The 21,914-nt window shown below is 64.7% G+C and carries 21 protein-coding genes; 9 read left to right on the top strand and 12 right to left on the bottom strand.

Going from position 1 to position 21,914, the window contains the following annotated elements; all coding sequences use genetic code 11:
* Nucleotides 1–48: 48 nt before the first annotated feature.
* From LY284_RS25140 to mdlC, 3 genes are read right to left on the bottom strand one after another with little or no spacing between them, the layout of a single operon-like run.
* Nucleotides 49–1,128 carry an enolase C-terminal domain-like protein gene (locus LY284_RS25140; protein WP_233388568.1) on the bottom strand — a complete coding sequence of 360 codons (1,080 nt, stop codon included), beginning with the start codon at nt 1,126–1,128 and terminating at the stop codon, nt 49–51.
* Nucleotides 1,129–1,141: 13 nt separating this feature from the next.
* Nucleotides 1,142–2,314, bottom strand: a complete 1,173-nt coding sequence (locus tag LY284_RS25135) for an alpha-hydroxy-acid oxidizing protein (RefSeq protein WP_233388566.1) — start codon at nt 2,312–2,314, stop codon at nt 1,142–1,144.
* Between the two features lie 6 nt (nt 2,315–2,320).
* Nucleotides 2,321–3,898, bottom strand: a complete 1,578-nt coding sequence (gene mdlC / locus LY284_RS25130; RefSeq protein WP_233388564.1) for a benzoylformate decarboxylase — start codon at nt 3,896–3,898, stop codon at nt 2,321–2,323.
* Between the two features lie 105 nt (nt 3,899–4,003).
* Here mdlC and LY284_RS25125 point away from each other — a divergent pair, with 105 nt between their 5' ends.
* Entirely contained in the window at nt 4,004–4,897 is an 894-nt protein-coding gene (locus LY284_RS25125; protein ID WP_233388562.1) for a LysR family transcriptional regulator, read from the top strand.
* A gap of 278 nt (nt 4,898–5,175) precedes the next feature.
* On the top strand, nt 5,176–6,534 hold the full coding sequence (locus LY284_RS25120) for an MFS transporter (protein WP_233388560.1): 1,359 nt from the start codon (nt 5,176–5,178) through the stop codon (nt 6,532–6,534).
* A 1-nt stretch (nt 6,535) separates the two neighbouring features.
* Here the strand turns inward: LY284_RS25120 and LY284_RS25115 are convergent, their stop codons facing one another.
* Nucleotides 6,536–6,730 (bottom strand): hypothetical protein, encoded by a 195-nt coding sequence (locus LY284_RS25115; RefSeq protein WP_053571105.1) that lies wholly within the window; start codon nt 6,728–6,730, stop codon nt 6,536–6,538.
* Between the two features lie 174 nt (nt 6,731–6,904).
* Here LY284_RS25115 and LY284_RS25110 point away from each other — a divergent pair, with 174 nt between their 5' ends.
* A complete protein-coding gene (locus LY284_RS25110; protein WP_077160655.1) occupies nt 6,905–7,210 on the top strand; it encodes a DUF1488 domain-containing protein in 306 nt (101 codons plus the stop codon).
* Nucleotides 7,211–7,223: 13 nt separating this feature from the next.
* Here the strand turns inward: LY284_RS25110 and LY284_RS25105 are convergent, their stop codons facing one another.
* The 3 genes from LY284_RS25105 to LY284_RS25095 all read right to left on the bottom strand — a co-directional run bounded on the left by LY284_RS25105 (nt 7,224) and on the right by LY284_RS25095 (nt 8,153).
* Nucleotides 7,224–7,481, bottom strand: coding sequence for a hypothetical protein (locus LY284_RS25105; RefSeq protein ID WP_045459980.1), 258 nt, complete (start codon nt 7,479–7,481; stop codon nt 7,224–7,226).
* Between the two features lie 89 nt (nt 7,482–7,570).
* Nucleotides 7,571–7,804 carry a hypothetical protein gene (locus tag LY284_RS25100; RefSeq protein ID WP_045459982.1) on the bottom strand — a complete coding sequence of 78 codons (234 nt, stop codon included), beginning with the start codon at nt 7,802–7,804 and terminating at the stop codon, nt 7,571–7,573.
* A gap of 178 nt (nt 7,805–7,982) precedes the next feature.
* On the bottom strand, nt 7,983–8,153 hold the full coding sequence (locus tag LY284_RS25095; RefSeq protein WP_156903254.1) for a hypothetical protein: 171 nt from the start codon (nt 8,151–8,153) through the stop codon (nt 7,983–7,985).
* Between the two features lie 335 nt (nt 8,154–8,488).
* Between LY284_RS25095 and LY284_RS25090 the strand changes: the two genes are divergently transcribed.
* Together LY284_RS25090 and LY284_RS25085 are read left to right on the top strand one after the other, a co-directional pair.
* Nucleotides 8,489–10,258 (top strand): pyrrolo-quinoline quinone, encoded by a 1,770-nt coding sequence (locus LY284_RS25090; RefSeq protein ID WP_233388559.1) that lies wholly within the window; start codon nt 8,489–8,491, stop codon nt 10,256–10,258.
* A gap of 73 nt (nt 10,259–10,331) precedes the next feature.
* Nucleotides 10,332–10,910, top strand: coding sequence for a DUF1993 family protein (locus tag LY284_RS25085; protein WP_233388557.1), 579 nt, complete (start codon nt 10,332–10,334; stop codon nt 10,908–10,910).
* 4 nt (nt 10,911–10,914) lie between these two features.
* Here LY284_RS25085 and LY284_RS25080 read toward each other — a convergent pair whose 3' ends face one another.
* The 4 genes from LY284_RS25080 to LY284_RS25065 form a co-directional block, all read right to left on the bottom strand.
* Nucleotides 10,915–12,189 (bottom strand): MFS transporter, encoded by a 1,275-nt coding sequence (locus tag LY284_RS25080; protein ID WP_231928025.1) that lies wholly within the window; start codon nt 12,187–12,189, stop codon nt 10,915–10,917.
* 134 nt (nt 12,190–12,323) lie between these two features.
* The gene (locus LY284_RS25075) at nt 12,324–13,256 is read right to left on the bottom strand and encodes a 3-keto-5-aminohexanoate cleavage protein (protein WP_045459993.1); all 933 of its coding nucleotides are present in this window, start codon (nt 13,254–13,256) and stop codon (nt 12,324–12,326) included.
* 14 nt (nt 13,257–13,270) lie between these two features.
* Nucleotides 13,271–14,062 carry an SDR family oxidoreductase gene (locus LY284_RS25070; protein ID WP_045459995.1) on the bottom strand — a complete coding sequence of 264 codons (792 nt, stop codon included), beginning with the start codon at nt 14,060–14,062 and terminating at the stop codon, nt 13,271–13,273.
* A 111-nt stretch (nt 14,063–14,173) separates the two neighbouring features.
* A complete protein-coding gene (locus LY284_RS25065) occupies nt 14,174–14,833 on the bottom strand; it encodes a GntR family transcriptional regulator (RefSeq protein ID WP_045459998.1) in 660 nt (219 codons plus the stop codon).
* A gap of 225 nt (nt 14,834–15,058) precedes the next feature.
* Here LY284_RS25065 and LY284_RS25060 point away from each other — a divergent pair, with 225 nt between their 5' ends.
* The 4 genes from LY284_RS25060 (at nt 15,059) to LY284_RS25045 (ending at nt 20,637) form a co-directional block, all read left to right on the top strand.
* Nucleotides 15,059–15,748 (top strand): ABC transporter ATP-binding protein, encoded by a 690-nt coding sequence (locus LY284_RS25060; RefSeq protein ID WP_233390925.1) that lies wholly within the window; start codon nt 15,059–15,061, stop codon nt 15,746–15,748.
* The gene (locus LY284_RS25055; protein ID WP_233388555.1) at nt 15,745–18,288 is read left to right on the top strand and encodes an FtsX-like permease family protein; all 2,544 of its coding nucleotides are present in this window, start codon (nt 15,745–15,747) and stop codon (nt 18,286–18,288) included. The genes LY284_RS25060 and LY284_RS25055 overlap by 4 nt, the downstream gene beginning before the upstream one ends.
* Nucleotides 18,288–19,361 (top strand): carotenoid 1,2-hydratase, encoded by a 1,074-nt coding sequence (locus tag LY284_RS25050; RefSeq protein WP_233388552.1) that lies wholly within the window; start codon nt 18,288–18,290, stop codon nt 19,359–19,361. Before LY284_RS25055 ends, LY284_RS25050 begins: the two co-directional genes overlap by 1 nt.
* Before the next feature lie 301 nt (nt 19,362–19,662).
* Complete coding sequence (locus tag LY284_RS25045) at nt 19,663–20,637, top strand: M23 family metallopeptidase (protein WP_233388550.1); 975 nt, start codon at nt 19,663–19,665, stop codon at nt 20,635–20,637.
* Nucleotides 20,638–20,659: 22 nt separating this feature from the next.
* On the opposite strand, the gene LY284_RS25040 is transcribed toward LY284_RS25045, so the two are convergent.
* Nucleotides 20,660–21,805 (bottom strand): GGDEF domain-containing protein, encoded by a 1,146-nt coding sequence (locus LY284_RS25040; protein ID WP_233388549.1) that lies wholly within the window; start codon nt 21,803–21,805, stop codon nt 20,660–20,662.
* Nucleotides 21,806–21,914 lie beyond the last annotated feature (109 nt).

The following is a 21,914-nucleotide window of genomic DNA, read 5'->3' as shown; positions in this document are numbered from 1 at the left end:
CATGACGAAATAGTGTCGATGAGAACGGCGCGATGGCCGTTCATGCGGTCAGACCATAAAGCGGCTGACTTCGTCTTCGCGCCAGCGAATACCCGCGCCCGGTTCATCGCCGATCAGCGCGTGGCCGTCTTTGAACCGGAGCACCGGATCGAGAATCGGGCCGGCGAGATCCATGCGTTCGAGGTAATGCGCGGTAGGCGTCACCGCGAGCAGATGCGCACTGAACTCCTGGAAGATATGGCTGGACATCGGCAAACCGTGCTGCTCGGCGAGCGCGCTCGCCTTGAGCCAGCCCGTCACGCCGCCGATCTTCATGACATCCGGCATGCAGAGATCGCAAGCCTGACTGTCGATCGCCTTTTGCATGTCTTCGGGGCCGAACCAGTTCTCGCCGATCTGCACCGGAATGCGCAGCGCCTCGCGTATCGATGCGTGGCCGGCATAGTCATGCTGCAGCGTAGGCTCCTCGATCCACGCGATGCCTTCCGCCTCCAGTGCGCGGCCGCGACGCTTGCCTTCCGCCACGGACAAGCCCTGGTTGTAGTCGACCATCAGTTCGACAGCGTCGCCCGTCGCTTGCCTGATTGCGCGAATCACCGCGATATCGTGTTCCAGCGTCGCATAGCCCGCTTTCGTCTTGATCGCCTTGAAGCCGGCTTCGACGGCGTCGCGCGCCCGCTTCGTGCCGAGCTCCACGTCGTCCATGCCGTGGCTATCGTAGGCGGGAAGGGGGCGTGCCGTGCCGCCGAGCAACGCGACGAGCGGCAGCCGGTGCGCCTTGGCTTTCGCATCCCACACGGCCATGTCGATGCCGGCGGTCGCGATGCGCACGAGGCCCGTATGTCCAAGCAAGCGGAACCGCGCGTTCAGCGTCCGGTCGATGTCGAACGGCGCGAGCGGCAGGCCGTTCACGACGGCGCCGAGTTCATCGATCATGCGTTGAACAGGCTTCAGCGCAAGCGGCGTGTACGTGAACACGTAGGCATGACCTGTCACGTTCGCATCGGTCAGCAAGTCGATGAGCACGAGCGGCGCCGTGGCGATCGTGCCCGACGCGGTCTTGAGCGTGTATTGCAAGGGCACGTTGACTGCGCGCGTGCGCAATCCGGTGATTTTGATGTCGTCCATGTCTCCCACCTTGTTATATCGATTCGGCGATGGCGTTGGAATGCGCCGCGTCGTTTCGGCGCTCGCCGTGCCGGATGAAGTCGTCATTCAATTGCTGCACGGATGCGCACCCGATCTGCGCGAGTGTCGTGTCGATCTCCTTCTTCAGCATGTCGAGCACGGCATCGACGCCGGCTTCGCCATCGGCGGCCAGCCCATAGAGCGTGGCGCGGCCCAGTAGCACGGCGCGCGCGCCCAGCGCGATCGCCTTGACGATGTCCGAGCCACGACGAATGCCGCTATCGATCAACACGGGCGCGCCGGCGTTTCTGGCAGTATCGGACAGAATCGTGAGCGGTGCGATTGCGCTGTCGAGCTGCCGCGCGCCGTGATTGGACAGAATCACGCCATCCGCGCCGAGCGCGATGCAGCGCCGCGCGTCGTCCACGCGGCTGATGCCCTTGATCAGCAGCGTATGCGGCCAGAGATCGCGTAGCCATTTCAGATCGTCCCACGCGAAGCTCGCATCCATCTGACGGCTCATCAGTGCGGCCTGCAATTCGGCGTCTTGCACATCCTGGCTTGCGAAGTTCGCCAGTTGCGGCATGCCGTTCCTGAGAAGATCGAGCGACCAGCGCGGATGCAGCAGGCCATCTACGAAGGTCTTCGCCGAATAGCGCATCGGCAGGCCGAAGCTGTTTCGCAGATCGCGTTCGCGTTTGCCGTTCACGGCGACATCGGTCGTGAGGATCAGCGTCGTATAACCCGCGCTCAGCGCGCGCCTGACCAGCAGTTCCGCCAGCTTGCGATGGACCACGTAGAGCTGAAACCACAGTTCGCCGGTTGCGGCTTTTGCGACCGCTTCGATCGAAGACGTCGACGCGGTCGACAGCGCAAACGGTATGCCGAAGTTGCCTGCCGCGCGCGCGAGCGCCAGATCGCCGTTCGGCCAGAAGATGCCGTTCAGGCCCGTCGGCCCGATGATCATGGGCGCGGCCATCGGCTTTCCGAAGACGCTCGTGTGGAGCGTGCGCGTACTGACGTCCACGAGCCGGCGCGGCTGAAACCGGATGTGCCCGAAGACATCCCGATTGTGACGCAGGCCGGTTTCGTCCTCGGCGCCGCCTTCGAGGTAATCGAACACGATCTTCGGAAGCCGCGCTTTTGCGCGGGCGCGGAAATCCGCGACGTTCACGAGCTTTTTCATGGCCGTTCAGGCTCGCGTTTCCACTTCGATCAGCACGGGCTTGTTCCCATCGAGCGCGCGGCGCAGCGCGGCGGTCAGCGATGCGCCGGAGTCCGCAAGCCGCGCCTCGACGCCATAGCCGCGCGCAAGCGAGCAGAAGTCGATTCCCGGCACGTCGAGACCCGGCACGCCGTCAGCGTGCAGCACGCCGGCAAACCAGCGCAATGCGCCATACGTGCCGTTCTTCATGATGATGAAGATCGCGGGAATGTCGTAGTGCGCCGCTGTCCACAAGGCCTGGATGCCGTAATTCGCGGAGCCGTCGCCGATCACGCCGATCACGCGCCGCTCGGGCTTCGCCAGTTGAATGCCGACCGCGGCGGGTAGCGCGAAGCCGAGTCCGCCGGCGGCCGCGAAGTAATAGCTTCCCTGTTCCGTCATGCGCAGGCGCTGCCACATCAGGTGGGTGGTCGATGTCGATTCGTTCACGTAGATCGCATCGCGCGGCGCCATGTCGTCGAGGATATCGAACACGCGTTCCGGCGCGAGCGGTCCGGCTTCTTCCGGCGCGGGGCCGGGGCGGTGGCGTGGCGCGGGCATCGCGCGGTTAGCGCTCGAAACGGCGCGGCTCAGTGCTTCGAGCGTCGAGGCGATATCGGCGACGAGGGCGTCGCCCATCGGCGCGCGGGTGGCCTCGTTGATATCGCAGGTAATGGCGATGAGACGCGCGCCGGGCGGCAGGAATTCGCCCGGTTCGTACTGGTGATAGCGAAACACCGGCGCGCCGATGACCAGCACGAGATCATGACCTTCCAGCAATCCGCTGATGCTGGCGATGCCCGCGGGCAACAAGCCCTGAAAGCAGGGATGCGTCGTCGGAAAGGCGCAACGCGGCGCGGATGGCGCCATCCACACCGGCATGGCGAGTTTTTCGGCGATAGCGACTGCGAAGTCGTTGGCTGCGCTGGCATCGACGTCGGGGCCGAGGATCATCACGGGGTGCTTCGCCTCTTCGAGTTCGCGCGCAAGCGACTCGATTGCCGAAGCCGATGGCAGTCCCGCGACGTCGACGCGCCGGCCGGCGAGATGATCGACGCCCGAAGCGGCCTGCTGCTTCCAGTCGTCGTAGGGAACCGACAGATAGACCGGACCTTTCGCGCCCGTGCCCGCCGTATGAATCGCGCGGCTGAGCGCGAGCGGCACGTCCTGCGCGCATGCCGGCTCGCAACTCCATTTCACGAGCGGACGCGGCAGCGTTGCGGCGTCGACATTGGCGAGCAGAGCTTCGACGCCGACCATCGCGCGAACCTGCTGGCCCGCGGTGACGACGAGCGGCGTGTGGGAGTTCCATGCGTTCGCCAGCGCGCCCATCGCATTGCCGGTGCCAGCCGCCGAATGCAGGTTCACGAGCGTCGTGCGGCCGCTTGCCTGCGCGAAGCCATCGGCCATGCCGACAACCGCGCCTTCATGCAAGCCGAGGATATAGCGGAAATCGCCCGGGAAATCGTTCAGGAAGGGCAGCTCGTTCGAGCCGGGATTGCCGAAGAACGTGGTCAATCCCTGAGTGCGGAGAATGTCGTAGCAAGCTTGATGGATCGTCTTCATGGCCTGGGTTCCTTTCTGTGCATCCATCGTATGAGCACGGATCGAATAAGACCAATCATCGTTTTTTCGTTCTTATAATAGAGACCGTCTATATGAGTGAAAACCATGAGCACGGATCTCAATCTGATAAGAACGTTCGTCGCGATCTATGAGACGAAGAGCGTCAGTGCCGCGGCCAAACGTCTGAGCATCACGCAGCCTTCGGTGAGTTACTCGCTGACGAGACTGAGAGATCTTCTGCACGATCCGCTCTTCACGCGCACGCGCGACGGCATGGTGCCCACTTTCAACGCCACGCAGCTCTTCAACGCATTCAAGCAGTCGCTGGATAGCATCGAAGCGGCCATCGCCGCGACCCGGAAGTTCGATCCGACGCGCTCGGAACGCTCGTTCCGGCTCGCGCTATCCGATCTGGGCGAACTGCATTTCCTGCCGCATCTCCTACGCGAATTCCAGTCGGTTGCCCCTTCGATCGGACTCGAAGTCGTGCAGATCGACAGTGAATCCATCGCGCAATGGCTGCAAACCGGCTATGTCGATGCCGCCGTCGGCAATCTGCAATTCGTCGGCGGGCAGGTCAGGAAATCGGCGCTTTTCAGCGAAAGTTATTCGTGTCTTCTCAGCGCTTCGCATCCGGCTATCGGGGATAGCCTGAGCCTCGAAGACTATGTCGCCGCCAGTCATGTCGTCGTCGCGCCGTTCACGGGGCATCATCTCGTCGAAGACGTGATGAGCGAGATGGGGCTGAGCCGGAAAATCGTCCTGCGCGTGCCGCATTTCACGAGCCTGTTCTCGGCGATCGCATCGACGGATCTGCTGCTCACGCTGCCAACGCGCATCGCGAGCGCGTTCGCGGAAGAGGGCAGGTTGCGCGTGCTTCCGCTTCCCTTTCCCACGCCGCCTTTCGAAGTCAATTTGTACTGGTATCCGCACGCGGAGGATACCGCCGCGCAGCAATGGCTTTGCGACACGATCAAGCGCACGCTGAGCGACGTCTGATGCGCATGTCCGCCCCCTTTCATTCCCGCAAGGTATAGCCGGCCACCAATTCGGTATTGGACGCTGCATATCGGCTCGAATATTCTGAGCCCGCTAGCAGATCGCACCCTCAACGCAGTTCCGTCAACGCAGAAAAGACATCAGATCAGGCACGCCTCGCCGCATTGCTTATGCGGCGAGCGAAAACACGCGCGTGCAGCGAACGCAGAAAAACCGTCGAATCAGTCCAAAAACAAAATCGCGGCAATTAATCGAGTATTTAAAGTCAAGGAGACATCATGCGTCAGATCGACGTTCAAAAGCTATGCGACGAAGCCAGGTTCAGGAAATTTCATTTGCTGCTTCTATTCTGGTGCGCGCTCATCATTATTTTCGATGGCTATGATCTTGCCGTCGTCGGAATCGCATTGCCGTCGATCATGAGCGACATGGGCGTTCAGGCGACCAGCGCCGGATTCATGGTGAGCTCCGCCTTGCTCGGCATGATGATCGGTGCGGTGTTTCTCGGCACGATCGCCGACAAGATCGGCCGCGTGCCAGCGATCGTGATTTGCCTTCTGCTCTTCAGCATCTTCACCGCGGCGGCGGGCTTCACGAAAGATCCGCTGACCTTCGGCATTGCGCGTTTCCTTGCGGGGCTGGGAATCGGCGGCGTCATGCCGAACGTGGTCGCGCAAATGACCGAGTATTCGCCGCGCAAGATCCGCAGCACGATGGTGACGCTGATGTTCAGCGGCTATTCCGTCGGCGGCATGCTCGCGGCGCTCGTCGGCAAGGCGATGATCGTGCGCTACGGCTGGCAATCCGTCTTTATCGCGGCGGGGCTGCCCGCGCTGCTCGCGCCCGTGATCCTCAAGTACATGCCCGAGTCGCTCGGTTTTCTCGTGCGCAATGGCCGCAGCGAGACGCTGGCGAAGATCCTTCCGCGCATCGAACCGGCCTACGTGCCGCAGCAGGCCGATAGCTTCTCGCTGTCCGAACGGGAACCGGCGCCTGGCTCGACGTCTGGTTCGACCATCGGCAGACTGTTCGCGGAAGGCCGCGGCATGAGCACGGTGATGCTGTGGATCGCGTTCTTCATGTGCCTCTTCATGGTCTACGCGTTGAGCTCGTGGCTGACGAAACTCATGGCAGGCGCGGGACACAGCCTCGGTTCGGCGCTCACGTTCGTGCTGGTGCTCAACTTCGGCGCGATGATCGGCGCGATTGGCGGCGGATGGCTCGCCGACCGCTTCAACATCAAATACGTGCTGATTGCGATGTATGCGCTCGCGGCCATTTCCATCAGCCTGCTCGGCGTGAAGGTTCCGGTGGGCGTGTTGTTCTTCCTCGTCGGGCTCGCCGGTGCGTCGACCATCGGCACGCAGATCGTCACGTATGCTTTCGCGGGACAGTTCTATCCGACGGCGATTCGCTCGACGGGCATCGGCTGGGCATCGGGCGTCGGGCGCAGCGGGGCGATTCTCGCGCCTATCGTGATCGGCTTTCTCGTTGCCAAGGCACTGCCGCTTCAGCAGAACTTCGTCGCTATCGCGATTCCGGGTGTTATCGCGATGCTCGCGGTTTGCCTGATCAACGTGCGCCGGCCGCGACAGGACCACAGGGTCGTGGCCGCCCCGAAAGCTGATTTGGCGTGATTCATTCCTGCCGGGTCTTCGGTTGCCGCGGCGACCGAGGCTCGGCGGGCGCGCCGCGTTGCGTCGGCGCTCTCGTGCAGGCATCCGGCGGCGTGACATAAGGCACGTCGTCGCAACAGCACGCATAGACCGGAAAGCCGTAGGCATTCGTGCGGATGATGGTCGTCGGCCCGTGCAGCGGGCACACCGCTTTCATGGCGTCTCCTGAAACGCTGATCGACGCTTTCCATCGTACACGCCGATGACCGGTTAAGCATGCCGGGCGAGGCCGCATTGATTTGTGTCAATACGGACGAGTGCGCCATCGCGGAGACTGAAGGGATATCTTTCGTCCGTTCAAACCCGTGCAACATCGCTCATGAGGTCCGGCATGAACATCAAGTTCCCGAGTCAGACGCCCATCTATCAAGGCGATGTCCCTTCGCTCACGTTCGCGGCGGTTGCCGACGGCGAGCACGTCGAGTGCACCATTTCCGCCGAGGCGCTGGAAGATCACTTCGGCGCCGCGTCGTGGCGTGAGGAGGATTTGCAGCTTGCGTTCGAAAGCCATCGATCGTCGATCGAAGGCGCGGCCGAGCACTTGCTCAAACGGGTTGGAGGGACATCGGTCATGCTGCGCAGCGGGTTCTTCCGGTTTCGCGAAGCACGCGGCCATGCCGCGTCGGGCACGGCCTGATTCTCAATCCGCGTTATGCAACGCTCGATGCGTTGCAACTCTTTTGCAGCGTCAACTGAAACGGCGGCAAGGGCAATTCGTCGCCGTCGAGAAACGCGGTCGCGCAGCGGACCGCGAAACCGAGCGCGCCGTCCTTGCTCGCGAACGCGCCCAGGTTCCCGAGCGAGGTGGCATGCCCGTCCTCTTCGAGTATCGAAGCGGTCGCGACGAAAGCATTGCCCACACGGGTGGCAGAGGGCTGAAAAGCCGCTCCCCGATGATAAATAATCATAGATTCGACTCGCCGGAAAGGATGGAAGGCGCGAGCGGCGCGCGGCTGCTCGCAATCGAGATGAAGCGTGCTAGCGAATGCGCGCGCCGTCAGCGTGGCGCGGGGTTCTGCCCAGACTGCCGATGATCGATTTCAGCCATGCCATAAGCGAATGCGTAGCGTACGGCGCCGGTCGCACTCGCGAATTCGCCGAGCATGCCGCTTGCGCGGCGCGTGCCGCTCGGATCTCGAACGACGAGCATCGCCGCGTATCGGTCTTCTTCCAATACGGCGGTCGCGCTCAGTAGATGTCCTTTATAGACGACATCATTGGGTTCGGTCATGCGTTCTCTCAGGTTCTCTAATATTTTTTGCAGGCCGCAGCGCGGTAGATAGTGCCGAATTCCGCAACGCTGCCTACATTCCGTAAGAAGAAGCGTAACCGTTCAACTTTTGTTGTCTTACCCGATTTAAGCTTTTTTACTTTTTTTCGGTGCTTGTTTAAGTAAGACGTTTTTTTAGTCAGACTGTATTGCTCCGCAACGCAGTCACGATGCGGGATATGGATCGCGTCGCCAGTATATATAGCGTGCCGCTAAGGCCGAGATCGGGCCGGCTCATTAATTCCGTCAGATAGAGCGACGACAGGGCGACGAGCGGGTGATACATCACTTGCGCGGTCAGGCGTTTCATCGGTCTCACCTTGCTGAATTCCGGGCAAGACCAAAATGAAGCTGCGATGTCGCAAGCGGTCCCGTCCTGCGGTGTAATGTGCCTTTCAGGGCGCTTGACCGTCTTGCCCGCGCGTCGGCGCTGATTGCCCGATCGTCCGCCTTTTTCCGGCGCCGCCGAAACTTACAGGTAAAAGCAACGCGCGCTAGCTTGTAAGCTTCATACGAATACACACTCGCTGCCGACCATTCCGACAAAGCCTAGCTCTCCCCCGACGAATGTTTTCCGATTTAAGCCGTCGCAGACAATAATCGCGTTGCACCGGGCTCGGCCCCTCCAGGAACGGAGATCCGCACATGAAAGGGCATTTGACGATTGGCGTGTTTGCAGTTGCGATTGCAGCGATCATCGGTGGATGCAGCGGAGGCAGTTCCAGCTCCGATACGGCCGCGCAGTCGGGCGCCGCGCCCGCATCGGGGGCGTCGGGGGCTTCGGGCGCTCCGGCCGCGTCGAGTCCGTCGTCGGCATCGAGCCCTTCGTCGGCGTCGTCGGGCGGCGCGGCGAGCGCGCCATCCGGGGCGAGCGCGCCCACGTCGAACACGCCGTCTGCATCGACGCCGGTGGACGTCACCACCTATCACAACGACATCGGCCGCACGGCGCAGCAGCTTGCCGAAACCCGGCTCACCATCGCCAACGTCAATCCGACGACCTTCGGCAAGCTCGGCTTTTATCCCGTCGATGGCGCCGTCGATGCGCAGCCGCTCTATCTTGCGAACGTGCCGATTGCGGGCGCCACGCATAACGTGCTGTATGTCATGACCGAAAACGGGAGCGCGTATGCGTTCGACGCCGACACCGGCGCCGTGCTCTGGCGCGTCTCCGCGATGCTGCCGGGCGAAACGCCGAGCGACGACCATAGCTGCAATCAGACCACGCCGACCATCGGCATCACGTCGACGCCGGTCATCGATCGCGCGCGCGGGCCGAATGGCGCGATCTATCTCGTCGCCATGTCGAAGGACGCGGGCGGCGCGTATCACCAGCGCATCCACGCGCTCGACATCGCGACGGGCGCCCAGCTTTTCGGCGGTCCGACGGAAATCACTGGCTCGTATCCGGGCACCGGTTCGGGTAGCGTCAACGGCGTCGTGCCGTTCACGCCGGGTCAATATATCGAGCGCGCATCGCTGCTGCTTCTGAACGGCGTCGTGTACACGTCATGGAGCTCGCATTGCGACGTGCTGCCGTACACCGGCTGGGTGATGGGTTATAGCGCCGACACGCTGAAGCAGACCAGCATTCTCAACATCACGCCGAACGGCGAGATGGGCGGCATCTGGATGAGCGGCGCGGGTCTCGCATCGGACGGCACGTCGATCTATTTCCTCGACGGCAACGGCACGTTCGATCCGACCACCAACGCGCAGGACATGCCGATTCACAACGACTTCGGCAACGGCTTCCTCAAGGTCACGCCGACGCCGACGCTGCAAGTGACCGATTACTTCCAGCCGTCGGACACGGTCGTGCAGTCGAGCCAGGATCTCGATCTCGGCTCGGGCGGCGTGCTGGTGCTGCCCGACGTCACCGATATCAACGGCAACGTGCGGCATCTCGCGATAGGCGGCGGCAAGACGCGCGCGCTCTATATCGTGGATCGCGACAACATGGGCAAGTTCGATTCGAACGGCGACCACATCTATCAGGAGCTTTTCACGACGATCACCGGCCCGATGTTCAGCGCGCCCGCGTTCTATAACAACACGATCTATGTCGGACCGGCGGGCGATCATCTCAAGGCGCTGCCGGTCGTCAACGCGCGGGTGGCCACGGCCGCGTCGAGCCAGAGCACGAGCCCGGCGGGGAACTGGAGCTTCCCTGGCCTCGCGCCCGTGATCTCCGCGAACGGCAACACGAACGGCATCGTCTGGGGCGTCGAAAACGTGACGCCAGCCGTGCTGCATGCCTACGACGCCAGCAATCTCTTCGAGCTCTACAGCAGCAATTCGGCGGGCTCGCGCGATCAGTTCGGCGCGGGCAACAAGTTCGTCTCGCCGACCATCGCGAATGGCAAGGTGTTCGTCGGCACGAAGACGGGCGTGGCGGTATTCGGGCTGCTGTGACGTCGCGGTGTTCCGCGCGGAAAAGGTCCGGACCGATATAAGATCGCGGATTCTCGACCCGTGGAGCATTGCGATGCAACTGACCCGTCTTCTCGTTCCGACCTTCCTGCAGACGTTGAACAACCTCTCGGCGTGGCTCGACAAAGCCACCGTGCACGAAAGCGCGAAGAACGCGGATTTTCAGGCCGATGCGCTCATGTCGCTGCGCCTCGCGCCGGACATGTATCCGCTCGCGGCTCAAGTGCGTTTCGTGTGTTTTCAGTCGCAGGAGCCGGCGTACCGGCTGCGCGGAATCGAGGTGCCGCAGGCGCTCTTGAACGTGCGCGCGGAAGGGTGGAAGTCGAACGAGCAGCCGGGCTCGCTCGCCGACGCCCGCGCGCGTCTCGCGGATGCGATCGCGTTTCTGAGCGAACTGCCGGACGACGCGCTCGACGCGGGCGCGGACAGGCAGATCGCGCTGACGCTGCCGAACGGAGTGGTTTTCGACATGACCGGCGAGCAATACGCGCGCGACTGGTCGCTGCCGCAGTTCTACTTTCACACCGTGACCGCCTACGGCATTTTGCGCAATCACGGCGTGCCGCTCGGCAAGCCGGATTACGTGTCGCACATGTTCGCGTATCTGCGACCCGGGACGATGCCGCAGAACTGAAGCATCACGCGTTCGACATCACGCGGCGCTTCTCGTCGGCGCGTTCCTCGTTGCCGTGACGCAGGCGCGCGCTGCACACCGCCGCGATCAGGAGCGCCACCGCGAGACACACGAGCCCGTTCATCGCGCGGCCGGTCGTCTGCTCGATGATGCCCATCACCGTCGGGCCGACAAAGCCGCCGAGCAGGCCGCACGAATTGACGAGCCCGAGGCCGCCCGCGAGCGCGCTGCCCGAAAGGCGCGACGACGGAAACGTGAAGATGATCGACTGCACCACGAAGAACATCGACGCGGACAGGCAGACGCCCAGCAGCCCGATCGCGGGCGTCGACCATGCGGCGATCAGCATGCCCGAGGCCATGATGACCAGACCGCCGATCAGCATGCGCCGGCTCTTCGACGAATCGCTCGCGAGACGCGGTAGCGTGGCGGCGCCGATAGCGGCGGCAACCCAAGGCGTCGCGGTGAGCAGCCCGATGGTCAGCGGCGAGAAGTGTCCCGATGCACCGATGATGCCGGGCAGGAAAAAGATCACCGTGTAGATCGTCAGTTGATGGCAGAAGTAGACGAGAATCGCGAGCCACACCTGACGATCGCCGAGGACGCTGCGGAACGCGCCCGCGCCGTGGCCGCTGCCTTGCGAATCGTGCTCGGCGGCGAGGCGGCGTTCCAGCGCGACGGCTTCATCGCGCGAGAGCCACTTCGCACTCGTCGGGCGATCGGGCAGCAGTTTCCAGACGACGAAGGCAAGCAGGATCGCGGGCAGGCCTTCGATCACGAAGAGCCATTGCCAGCCGTGAAAGCCGAGCAGGCCGTCGAGTTCGAGCAGCGCGCCGCCGAGCGGACCGCCGACGATATTCGCCACGCACACGCCGAGCAGGAAGTAACCGGTCGCGCGGGCGCGTTCCTCACGGCCAAACCAGTACGTCAGATACAGCATCACGCCCGGAAAGAGGCCCGCTTCGGCCGCGCCGAGCAGCAGGCGCATCACGTAGAACGAGGTTTCGCCGGTGACGAAGGCCATCGCCACGGAGAGCGCACCCCACGTCACCATGATGCGCGTGATCCAGAAACGCGCGCCGACCTTGTGCATGATCAGGTTGCTCGGAATCTCGAAGGCCGCGTAGGTCAGGAAGAACAGACCCGCGCCGAGTCCGTACGCGGCGGCGGAGATGCCGAGATCGATGCTCATCGAATGCTTCGCGAGCGCGATGTTCGTGCGATCGAGAAAGCTGATCACATAGACGATCACCAGCAAGGGCATCAGCTTGCGCAGCATCAGGCTGTTGAGCGACGCGTGCTGCGCGGCGCTCGTCGTGTCGGGCTTGGACAAGATAAAGTCTCCGTAGGCGTTGTATTTCTAATGGCGTGATGGCGTGAGCGCGCCGCCTGAACGGCGCGCGCATGCGACGATCAGAAGTTCACGTTGTCGCCGCCCTTGAGCGACAACATCTGGCGCGCTTCGGCGGGCGTCGCGACTTCCAGCGACAAGCCTTCGATCACCTGCCGGATCTTGCGCACCTGCGCCGCGCTCGATTCGGCGAGTTCGCCCGGCCCGATCCACAGCGAATCCTCCAGACCCACGCGCACGTTCGACCCTTGCGCGAGGCCAATCGAGCCGAGCGGAATCTGATTGCGGCCCGCGCCGAGAATCGACCAGACGTAGTCGTTGCCGAAGAGGCGGTCGGCCGTGCGCTTCATGTGCGCGAGATCTTCGGGATGCGCGCCGATGCCGCCGAGCAGGCCGAACACGCTCTGCACGAAGAACGGTCCCTTGACGAGTCCGCGATCGACGAAGTGCGCGAGGTTATACAGATGCGAGATGTCGTAGCACTCGAACTCGAAACGCGTGCCGTTCGCCGAGCACGACGTCAGGATGTATTCGATATCCGCGAACGTGTTCTTGAAGACGAGATCGCGGCTCTTTTCCAGATGCTGGCGTTCCCAGTCGTGCTTCAGATCCTTGAAGCGATCGAGCATCGGATAGAGGCCGAAGTTCATCGAGCCCATGTTCAGCGACGCCACTTCCGGCTGGAAGTGATGCGCGGGCTTCAGACGCTCCGCCACCGTCATGTGCGGGCTGCCGCCGGTCGTCAGATTGATGACCGCATCCGTTTGCGACTTGATGCGCGGCAGGAAGCGCTCGAACACGGCGGGTTCCTGCGTCGGGCGTCCGTCTTCGGGATCGCGCGCGTGCAGATGCAAAATCGCCGCGCCTTCCTTCGCCGCTGCGAGCGCGGCCTCGGCGATCTGGTCGGGCGTGACCGGCAGATACGGCGACATCGACGGCGTATGGATCGCGCCCGTCGGGGCGCACGTGATGATGACCTTGCGTTTCGTTGCCATGATGTCCTCTTTCTTCAAAGCGTTTCGACGTTGCCGCAGACGGAGAGCGCCTGCCCCGAGATCGCGCTTCCGGCGGGCGAGCTGAGATACAGCACGCTCGCGGCGACTTCCTCCTGCGTGACCATGCGGCGCAGCGAGATCTTCGCGAGATACTGCTTCTCCATTTCTTCGTAAGGAATCCCAAGTTGCTTGGCGCGCGCGGCGATCACGCCTTCCATGCGCGGACCCTTGACGATGCCCGGCTGCACCGCATTCACGCGGATGTTATCGGGGCCAAGCTCGATCGCGAGACTCTTCGCGAGCCCGACCACGGCCCACTTCGTCGCGGCATAAGGCGTGCGGAATCCATAGCCGAGCCGTCCCGCGACCGACGACATGAACACGATCACGCCGCCATCGGTTGCCTCGCGCAGCATCGGCACGGCTTCGCGCGAGAAGTAATACTGGCTGTTCAGATTCACGTCGATGGTCTGTTCCCATTCGCCGGAATCGATCGCGTCGATGCCGCCCGTCGGTCCCGCGATGCCCGCGTTGTTGATCAGCACGTCGAGCCCGCCGAGTTCGCGCCGCACGTCTTCGAATACGCGCTTCACGTCGTCCTTGTTCGCGACGTCCGCACGCGTGCCCGAGATGGCAGGCGACACCGTCGATGCCGCGTCGATGGCTTTCGCATCGACATCGCACACATGCACGCGTGCGCCCGTCGAGACGAACGCCTTCGCGATGGCCAGGCCGATGCCCGACGCGCCGCCTGTGATCAGCACGCGCAAGCCTGGGCGCGGCGTGAGCAGTTTCATGAAATCCATCGTGCGACTCCTTTGTGGTTATGTTTGCGAAGGACGTGCGCCGTCCTCGCTCAAGCGATTAGTCATACTTATGATTGTGGCTGAAGGCGCGCCGCGCGCGCCTTCTCGTGTTCAGCTTTGCGCGTGACGCCTCGGTTCTGCGCGCTGCGATCGCAGGCGCGTTTCGAGGTCGCGGGCGGCGTCGCGGATATCCTTCGCGATGCCTTCGCGCGCCGCCGCGCCGTCGTGCTTCCACAGCGCATCGATGATCTGCCGGTGCGCCTGCATCGACACGCGCATGTGCGCGACATCGGGCGCGACCATGTTCAGGAACGGACCGATGCGCATCCACATGTTCTGAATCGTCGCGAGCGTCATCTCGCTCGCGCCGTGGCGGTAGATGCTCGTGTGGAACGCGAAGTTGCAGCGCAGATAGGCGCGTGCGTCGTCGGCTTCGACGTGGGCGTCCATTTCGTCGAAGATGCGCTGCACGGCCGCGACGTCGCCGTTCGTCATGCGCGCAGCGGCGCGTTCCGCGACACAGCCTTCCAGCGCGATGCGCACGTCGCGCAGTTCTTCGAGCAGTTCGGGCGTCATCGGCGGGACCATGAGACCGCGCGAGGGGCCGTCCACCAGGGCGCCTTCCGCGCGCAGCCGCGTGAGGGCGGCGCGCACCGGCATGGTCGAAAGCCCGACGGCTTCGGCCACGCCGCGCAGGCTCAACGGCTGACCCGCGGCGAAGCTGCCGCTCATGATCGCTTCGCGCAGTTGCTGATAGACCTTCGTCGCCATCGTCTCGGTGGCGATGACTTCGAGTTGCGGTATGGGTTGCGATGCGGATCGAGGCAAGACAGCATTCCCGTGTGTTGTTTGATCTGTGATCACAGTTTGATTTCCCAGGCGCGTTAAGTCAATCCGCGCTGCCTAAGGGATAACCCTCGCGACGAACGTTCGAAGCGCCGCGGGCTTTTCATGGGCACAATGCTTGCGAATCGATCAGCCTGCCCGCCGATGAACATGCTTCCCGCCGACTCCGACGTTTCTCCCGCCCTCGAATGCCGCCGCCTGACGAAGACTTACAGCGGCGGGCGCATCGTGCTCGACGCGCTCGATTTCGCGCTCGGCGCGGGCGAGTTCGTCGCGATCATGGGCGATTCGGGCGTCGGCAAATCGACGCTGCTCAATCTGATCGCGGGCCTCGACACCGCCGACAGCGGCGAGGTGCTGATCGACGGCGCATCGATCTCCTCGCTCTCCGACGACGCCGCCACGCGTCTTCGCCGCCAGAAGCTCGGCTTCGTCTTTCAGGCGTTTCACGTTTTGCCGCACCTGACGCTGTATCAGAACGTCGCGGTGCCGCTGTTGCTGAACGGCATGCCCGCCGCGCCCGCGCGCGCGATGCTGGCTGCGGTCGGCCTCGACGGGCGTGGCGACGACATGCCGCGCGAGCTTTCCGGCGGCGAGTTGCAGCGCGTCGCGATCGCGCGGGCGCTGGTGCATCGGCCGCGTCTCCTGCTCGCCGACGAACCCACCGGCAATCTCGATCCGCAGACCGCGCATGAGGTGCTGGAATTGCTGCGCGCCGAAACGAAGGCGACGCGCGCCGCGACCGTGATGGTCACGCACTCCGAAGCCGCCGCCGCTTTCGCCGACCGCGTGCTGATTCTCGCCGATGGCGCGCTGCACGCCGCGGCGCTGACCCGATGAGCGCGACTACGCTTGCGCGCCGACCGCTCGATACGCTCACCCGCTGGCTGCTCGGCGCGCAATGGCGCAGCCATCGCGGACGCGCGCTCGTCGCGATGCTGACTATCGCGCTCGGCGTCGGCCTGGGCTACGCGGTGCAGCTCATCAACGGCGCGGCCTTCAACGAGTTTTCCGCCGCCGCGCGCAGTCTCTCGGGGCAAGCGGACTTGCAGGTGCGCGGCGCGCAGCCTTTCATCGATGAAAACGTCTATCCGCGGCTCGCGACGCGCGCGGGCGTCGCGCTCGCGAGTCCGGTGCTCGAAGTCGATGTCGCCGTGCCCGGCAAGACCACGCCGCTCAAGGTGCTCGGCATCGACGTGTTCCGCGCCAAACGCATCGCGCCGGATCTGACCGGCGTGCCGTCGCAGGATGCGCCGCTCGATGCGCTCGATCAGGACGCGATCTTCCTCTCGCCCGCGGCGCTCGCGTGGCTCGGCGCGCGCGATGGCGCATCGGTCGAACTGCAAAGCGGCACGTCGCCGGTACGCTTGCGCGTCGCGGGCGGCATTACGCGCACGCGCCCCGGCCAGCGCATCGCGGTCATGGACATCGCCGCCGCGCAGACGCATTTCCGGATGACGGGCAAGCTCTCGCGCGTCGATCTGCAACTCGCGCGCGGCGTCGATCGCGACGCGTTTCGCGAGACGCTGCAACGCGAACTGGGCGGCAGGCTCGTCGTCACCGGGACGAGCGATGTCGAAAGCCGCACGGATCGGCTCTCGCGCGCGTATCGCATCAATATGAACGTGCTGGCGCTCGTCGCGCTTTTCACCGGCGCGTTTCTGGTGTTTTCGACGCAGGCGGCGGGCGTCGTGCGCCGGCGCGCCCAATTCGCGATGCTGCGCGTGCTCGGCATGACGCGCGCGTCGCTGGTGCGCCAGATCATGCTCGAAGGCGCGCTGCTCGGCGTCGCGGGCGGTGTGCTCGGCATCGCGCTCGGTTTTGCCGTGGCGGCGTTGGCACTGCGCTTTTTCGGCAGCGATCTCGGCGGCGGCTATTTTCCGGGCGTCGAGCCGCGCGTCGCGTTCGAGCCGATCGCGAGCGCGATTTTTCTCGCGCTCGGCATCGGCGTCGCGCTCGCGGGCACGCTCGTTCCCGCGCTCGAAGCGGCGCGCGCCCGCCCCGCACCCGCGCTGAAAGCCGGCAGCGAAGAGGCCGCGCTCACGCCGCTCGGCAAGCCGTGGCCCGCGCTCGCGTGCCTCGCGGCGGGCGCCGCGCTGACGCAGGCGCCGCCCGTTTTCGATGCGCCCATCGCCGGTTACGTGGCTGTCGCGCTTTTGCTCGTCGGCGGTATTGCGCTGATGCCGCGCGTCACGGCCATCGTGTTCCGGCGCGCAATGAAGCCGCGCAGCGCCGTCGCGACCCTCGCGCTCGCGCGGCTCGCGAATGCGCCGGGGCAGGCGTCGATCGCCATGGGCGGCGTGCTGTCGAGTTTCACGCTGATCGTCGCGATGGCGATCATGGTCACGAGCTTTCGCGTGTCGGTGGAAGACTGGCTCGCGCATCTGCTGTCGGCGGATCTCTATGTGCGCATGGCGTCGAGCGGCGACACGGGCGGCCTCGATCCGGAACAGCAGCGGCAGGTTGCGGGCGCGAACGGCGTCGCCCATGCGGCGTTCACGCGCGCATCGAAACTGACGCTCGATGCCGCGAAGCCGCCCGTCGCGCTGATCGCCCGCGAACTCGATGCCGCCGATCCCGGCGCGACGCTGCAAATGACCGGCGACGCGTTGCCGCCTTCGGCGTGGCGCGAAGGCGAGACGCCCGTGTGGGCCTCCGAGGCGATGGCCGACCTGTACGGCTATCGCGTCGGCGGGCGCGTGAGCCTGCCGGTGGGCGGGGCGGGCGAGCGCTTCGTCGTCGCGGGCATCTGGCGCGACTACGTGCGGCAGACGGGCGCGCTGCAGATGCGCATCGGCGATTACCGGCGGCTCACCGGCGACACGGCCGCGACCGATATCGCCATCACGTTGCGGGCGGGATCGAGCGCGGCGCAGGTCATCGGCGCGATCAGGGCGCTGCCCTTCGGCGGCGCGCTCGAATTCTCCGAGCCGGGCGAAATCCGCGCGCGCACGCTGACCATTTTCGACCGCAGCTTTGCCGTGACCTATCTGCTGGAAGCGGTGGCGATCGTGATCGGCCTGTTCGGCGTCGGCGCGACGTTCTCGATGCAGACGCTCGCGCGCTCGCGCGAATTCGGCATGCTGCGGCACGTCGGCGTGACGCGCGCGCAGATTCTCGCGCTGCTCGCGTCCGAAGCCGGATGGCTCACGCTGCTCGGCATCGCGATGGGCTGCGCGCTTGGCTTCGCGATCAGCCTGATTCTGGTGTTCGTCGTCAATCCGCAGTCGTTCCACTGGAGCATGTCGCTGCACATTCCGTGGACGATGATCGCCGTCATCGCGTGCGTGATGCTCGTGTCGTCCTGCGCGACGGCGGTGCTGTCGGGACGGCGCGCCGTGTCCGTGGATGCGGTGCGCGCCGTGCGGGAGGACTGGTGATGCGGGCGTTGCTTCTGATGTTGCTGCTGTCGTCGATGAGCGCATGCGCCGATGAACCCGTTTTCGCGCCGGTCGTGCCTGGGCGCGCCATCGAGTGGCCGCGGGACAGCGGCGCGCACCCGGCGTATCGTACCGAATGGTGGTACGCGACGGGCTGGCTCGATACGCCCGATCATCGGCCGCTCGGTTTTCAGATCACGTTCTTTCGCTCGAATACGGGGAAGAAGGCGGACGCGAGCGCGTTCGATCCGTCGCAACTGATCGTCGCGCACGCGGCGTTGTCGGACCCGGCGCACGGGCGCCTCGTTCACGATCAGAACGTCGCGCGGCAGGGCTTCGGCCTCGCGTACGCGAAGGACGGCAACACGGACGTGAAGCTCGACGCGTGGCGCATGACGCGCGCGGCGGACGGCAGCTATTCGGTGATCGCCGATGCGGCGGGATTCGCGCTTCATCTGACCTTCACGCCGACGCAGCCGCCGATGATGCAGGGCGACGGCGGCTATTCGCGCAAGGGTCCGTTGCCCGAGCAGGCGAGCTACTACTACAGCGAGCCGCAACTGAAGGTGACGGGGAGCGTGACGCCGCCATCGACGAACAAGCGTGTCGATGTGACGGGCCGCGCGTGGCTCGATCACGAATGGTCGAGCACGCTGCTTTCGCCGGACGCCGCCGGCTGGGACTGGCTCGGCGCGAATCTCGACGACGGCTCCGCGTTGATGGCGTTCAAAGTCCGCAGCCGCGACGGCCGCGCGGTCTGGGCGCACGCCGCGCTGCGCGCCCCCGGCGGCGAGACGAAGCAGTTCGGCCCGGGCGAGGTCGAATTCACGCCCGAGCGGCAATGGCGCTCGCCGCGCACGAACACGGTTTATCCGGTGGCGATGAACGTACGCGTCGGCGCAATGCGCTGGCGGCTGAATCCGCTTATCGACGATCAGGAACTCGACTCGCGCGATTCGACCGGCGCGCTGTATTGGGAAGGCGCGGTGACGCTGGAGGGAGAGGGCGGGCGAGGGCGGGGTTATCTCGAACTGACGGGGTATGGGAAGGCGCTGGAGGTCGAGAAGCGGTGAGGTTCCGGACAACGGCTTATGCGGGTTATCCCCTGACAATTCCCGCTAACATCGTACAAAAATATTAAAAGTGACAGCTTAAGTTTCACTTAAGAATCGTCTCATAGTCTCGACCCGACCCCGACAGACCTCGCCGCGCCCGATGCCGATCCGCCTCGATCCTCAGTTTTGCCTGACGATAGGCCCATTTTCGCGGCAAATCGAGTAACGCGCGCTTGTCCGCCGCTCGCGGCCCGAACGCCGCGCCCATTATTCCCGACCGACGCGTCCACCGCGCGCCGCTCGCCCGCGCTTTCCTCCCATGCCGTTTTTTCCCGCAACGGCCTTGCCCGGCAAGGCAGGCAGACTGCTTTTCACTTGCGCGATCGGTTCCGTATGCACCGTCGTGATCTGCAACGCGCTTCATCGTCCGCACGTGCCGTCCCTGGACAGGGACGACGCGCCCGCCGTCTCGCTCCGTCAGCCGGCAGTCCCGGCGCCGGGGCAGTTCGTCGGGCCGCCCACGCCCGTGCGCATCACCGAAAGCGCGACGGTCCATGAGACGTTCTCGGATACCGCGCAAAGTCTCGGCGTCGATACAGACACGATCGCGACGCTCACCGAGGCGTTCGCCGGCAATGTCGATCTGCGGCGCGATCTGCGCCAGGGCGACACGCTGAGCGTCATCTACGACCGGCCACAAAGCGAACCGCTCGCCGTGCGTCTCACCACCGGTTCGTCGTCGCACGATGTGTTCCTTTATCGCGATCCGAACGGCGAAGCGCGCTATTACTCGAAGGACGGCGACAGCACAAAACCCGCGTTCTCCCGCTATCCGCTTGCGTTCACGCGCGTATCGTCGGACTTCTCGCTGCGACGGCTCGATCCGGTCACGCATCGCTGGCAAAGTCACGACGGCGTCGATCTTGCCGCGCCCAGCGGCACGCCCGTGCACGCGACGGCGCAGGGCACCGTGACGTTCGTCGGCAGGCAGACGGGCTACGGCAAGGTGGTCATGCTCGAAAACCCGCCGCCTTACTCGACCGTGTACGCGCATCTGTCGCGTTTCGCGAAGGGCATCCGCAACGGTGACACCGTGAAGCGCGGCCAGGTGATCGGCTATGTCGGCGAGACCGGCTGGGCGACGGGGCCGCATCTGCACTACGAAGTCCGCATCGGCGACATCGCGATGGACCCGCTCACGGTCGAATTGCCCGGCGACGATCGTCTGCACGGCGAGGAACGCCGGCGCTTCGCGAGGGAAGCGGAAAGTCTGAGCGCCGAACTCGCCGGTTGAAGCGGTTGAAGCCTCGCGCGTTTCAGGCGACGAGCCCGACCGCCTCGCGCTCGGCCGCCGAAACCCAGCGGCGCTTGCCCGCGCGTTTCGCTTCGTAGAGCGCGTTGTCCGCATCGCGCAGGACGCCGTCGAGTTCGTCGTGATGATGGCCGAACATCGCAATGCCAATGCTCACGCCGATTTCGAGCGGCGCGGCGCCATCGGGTTGAAACGGCTTCGCGAGTTCGTGCACGATCAGGTCCGCGAGCACGAGCGGATCGGCCTGCGGCGGCGTGACGATCACGAATTCGTCGCCGCCAAGGCGCGCGACCAGCGACCCCTCGCCCGACAGATGCCGCAAGCGCCGCGCGACTAGCGCAAGCAGCGTGTCGCCGACTTCGTGGCCGTGGGCATCGTTGACGGCCTTGAAGCCGTCGAGGTCGAGGTAGAGCAGCGCGGCGTGCGCCGGCGCGCGTGAACGCACGGCCTGAAACAGACCCGCGCGGTTGAGCAGGCCGGTCAGCTCGTCGTGGCGCGCGCGGCGGTCGTTTTCCTGTTCGGCTTTCATCGTCGAGACGAGCATGCCGTTCAGGCGCCACGCGGCGGCGCTCATCGCGAAAAGATAAAAGGGAATCTGCAGCAGCGTGAGCCAGAGCGTCGGCTCGTCCGCCAGTATCGCGCCGAGACAGCACGGCCCGAGCGACAGAAAGATCATCACCGCGACAAGACGCGGCGCGCCGAAATTGCGGAAGCAGATGCCGCCGACCATCGCGGCCGCCGAAAGAAAGGAGAGCGTCGCCGCGACCCAGTCGCCGGACAGCACCGAAACGAGCGCGCCATATCCGACCGTAGCGCCCCACAGCGGCGCGAGCAGCACATAGGCATCCGTCAGCGTGGACTTGCGCTCGCGGGCGCGGCGGCGCGCCACGACCAGCACGAAAAGCCGCGCGAGACACACGGCGATTTCGAGCGCGAGCCAGATGTGGAAGGCCGTCGTCGGATGCCGCCGAGCCAGCACCCATGCGACGGCGACCGTGTTGAGCACGCCGCCCGCGAAGATCGGCAGCGTGCCGAACAGGCTGCCGACCAGGGCGACGCGGATCGCGCGGGGAATATCGGCGCCCGCGTGCAGCAACCACGTCGCCGCACGTCCGCGCGGCAGGGTGAACACCTCAGTTTGATGATCCATGTTGGCTTTGAGCGGCGGCCCGGCGATGGCTGAAACCTTTCGGTAAAAGCCGGGCCTCACTTCGGATAACGGTCGTGCGCATCCGAACTTTAGCCGCGCCCGCTCGAAG

The sequence above is a fragment of the Caballeronia sp. PC1 genome (assembly GCF_021353155.1).
In the GTDB taxonomy this organism is placed as follows: domain Bacteria; phylum Pseudomonadota; class Gammaproteobacteria; order Burkholderiales; family Burkholderiaceae; genus Caballeronia; species Caballeronia cordobensis.
Note: the sequence above shows the minus strand (reverse complement) of the source record. Positions and strands in the feature narration are given on the sequence as shown.

Bases quoted from the DNA above. Each gene is read 5' to 3' on its own strand.
- LY284_RS25070 (WP_045459995.1), bottom strand. From the start codon at position 14,062: ATGGATTTCATGAAACTGCTCACGCCGCGCCCAGGCTTGCGCGTGCTG.
- LY284_RS25065 (WP_045459998.1), bottom strand. From the start codon at position 14,833: ATGGCGACGAAGGTCTATCAGCAACTGCGCGAAGCGATCATGAGCGGC.
- LY284_RS25055 (WP_233388555.1), top strand. From the start codon at position 15,745: ATGAGCGCGACTACGCTTGCGCGCCGACCGCTCGATACGCTCACCCGC.
- mdlC (WP_233388564.1), bottom strand. From the start codon at position 3,898: ATGAAGACGATCCATCAAGCTTGCTACGACATTCTCCGCACTCAGGGA.
- LY284_RS25100 (WP_045459982.1), bottom strand. From the start codon at position 7,804: ATGACCGAACCCAATGATGTCGTCTATAAAGGACATCTACTGAGCGCG.
- LY284_RS25075 (WP_045459993.1), bottom strand. From the start codon at position 13,256: ATGGCAACGAAACGCAAGGTCATCATCACGTGCGCCCCGACGGGCGCG.
- LY284_RS25040 (WP_233388549.1), bottom strand. From the start codon at position 21,805: ATGGATCATCAAACTGAGGTGTTCACCCTGCCGCGCGGACGTGCGGCG.
- LY284_RS25085 (WP_233388557.1), top strand. From the start codon at position 10,332: ATGCAACTGACCCGTCTTCTCGTTCCGACCTTCCTGCAGACGTTGAAC.
- LY284_RS25045 (WP_233388550.1), top strand. From the start codon at position 19,663: ATGCCGTTTTTTCCCGCAACGGCCTTGCCCGGCAAGGCAGGCAGACTG.
- LY284_RS25115 (WP_053571105.1), bottom strand. From the start codon at position 6,730: ATGAAAGCGGTGTGCCCGCTGCACGGGCCGACGACCATCATCCGCACG.
- LY284_RS25125 (WP_233388562.1), top strand. From the start codon at position 4,004: ATGAGCACGGATCTCAATCTGATAAGAACGTTCGTCGCGATCTATGAG.
- LY284_RS25090 (WP_233388559.1), top strand. From the start codon at position 8,489: ATGAAAGGGCATTTGACGATTGGCGTGTTTGCAGTTGCGATTGCAGCG.
- LY284_RS25120 (WP_233388560.1), top strand. From the start codon at position 5,176: ATGCGTCAGATCGACGTTCAAAAGCTATGCGACGAAGCCAGGTTCAGG.
- LY284_RS25060 (WP_233390925.1), top strand. From the start codon at position 15,059: ATGCTTCCCGCCGACTCCGACGTTTCTCCCGCCCTCGAATGCCGCCGC.
- LY284_RS25110 (WP_077160655.1), top strand. From the start codon at position 6,905: ATGAACATCAAGTTCCCGAGTCAGACGCCCATCTATCAAGGCGATGTC.
- LY284_RS25080 (WP_231928025.1), bottom strand. From the start codon at position 12,189: ATGCTGCGCAAGCTGATGCCCTTGCTGGTGATCGTCTATGTGATCAGC.
- LY284_RS25140 (WP_233388568.1), bottom strand. From the start codon at position 1,128: ATGGACGACATCAAAATCACCGGATTGCGCACGCGCGCAGTCAACGTG.
- LY284_RS25050 (WP_233388552.1), top strand. From the start codon at position 18,288: ATGCGGGCGTTGCTTCTGATGTTGCTGCTGTCGTCGATGAGCGCATGC.
- LY284_RS25135 (WP_233388566.1), bottom strand. From the start codon at position 2,314: ATGAAAAAGCTCGTGAACGTCGCGGATTTCCGCGCCCGCGCAAAAGCG.
- LY284_RS25105 (WP_045459980.1), bottom strand. From the start codon at position 7,481: ATGATTATTTATCATCGGGGAGCGGCTTTTCAGCCCTCTGCCACCCGT.
- LY284_RS25095 (WP_156903254.1), bottom strand. From the start codon at position 8,153: ATGAAACGCCTGACCGCGCAAGTGATGTATCACCCGCTCGTCGCCCTG.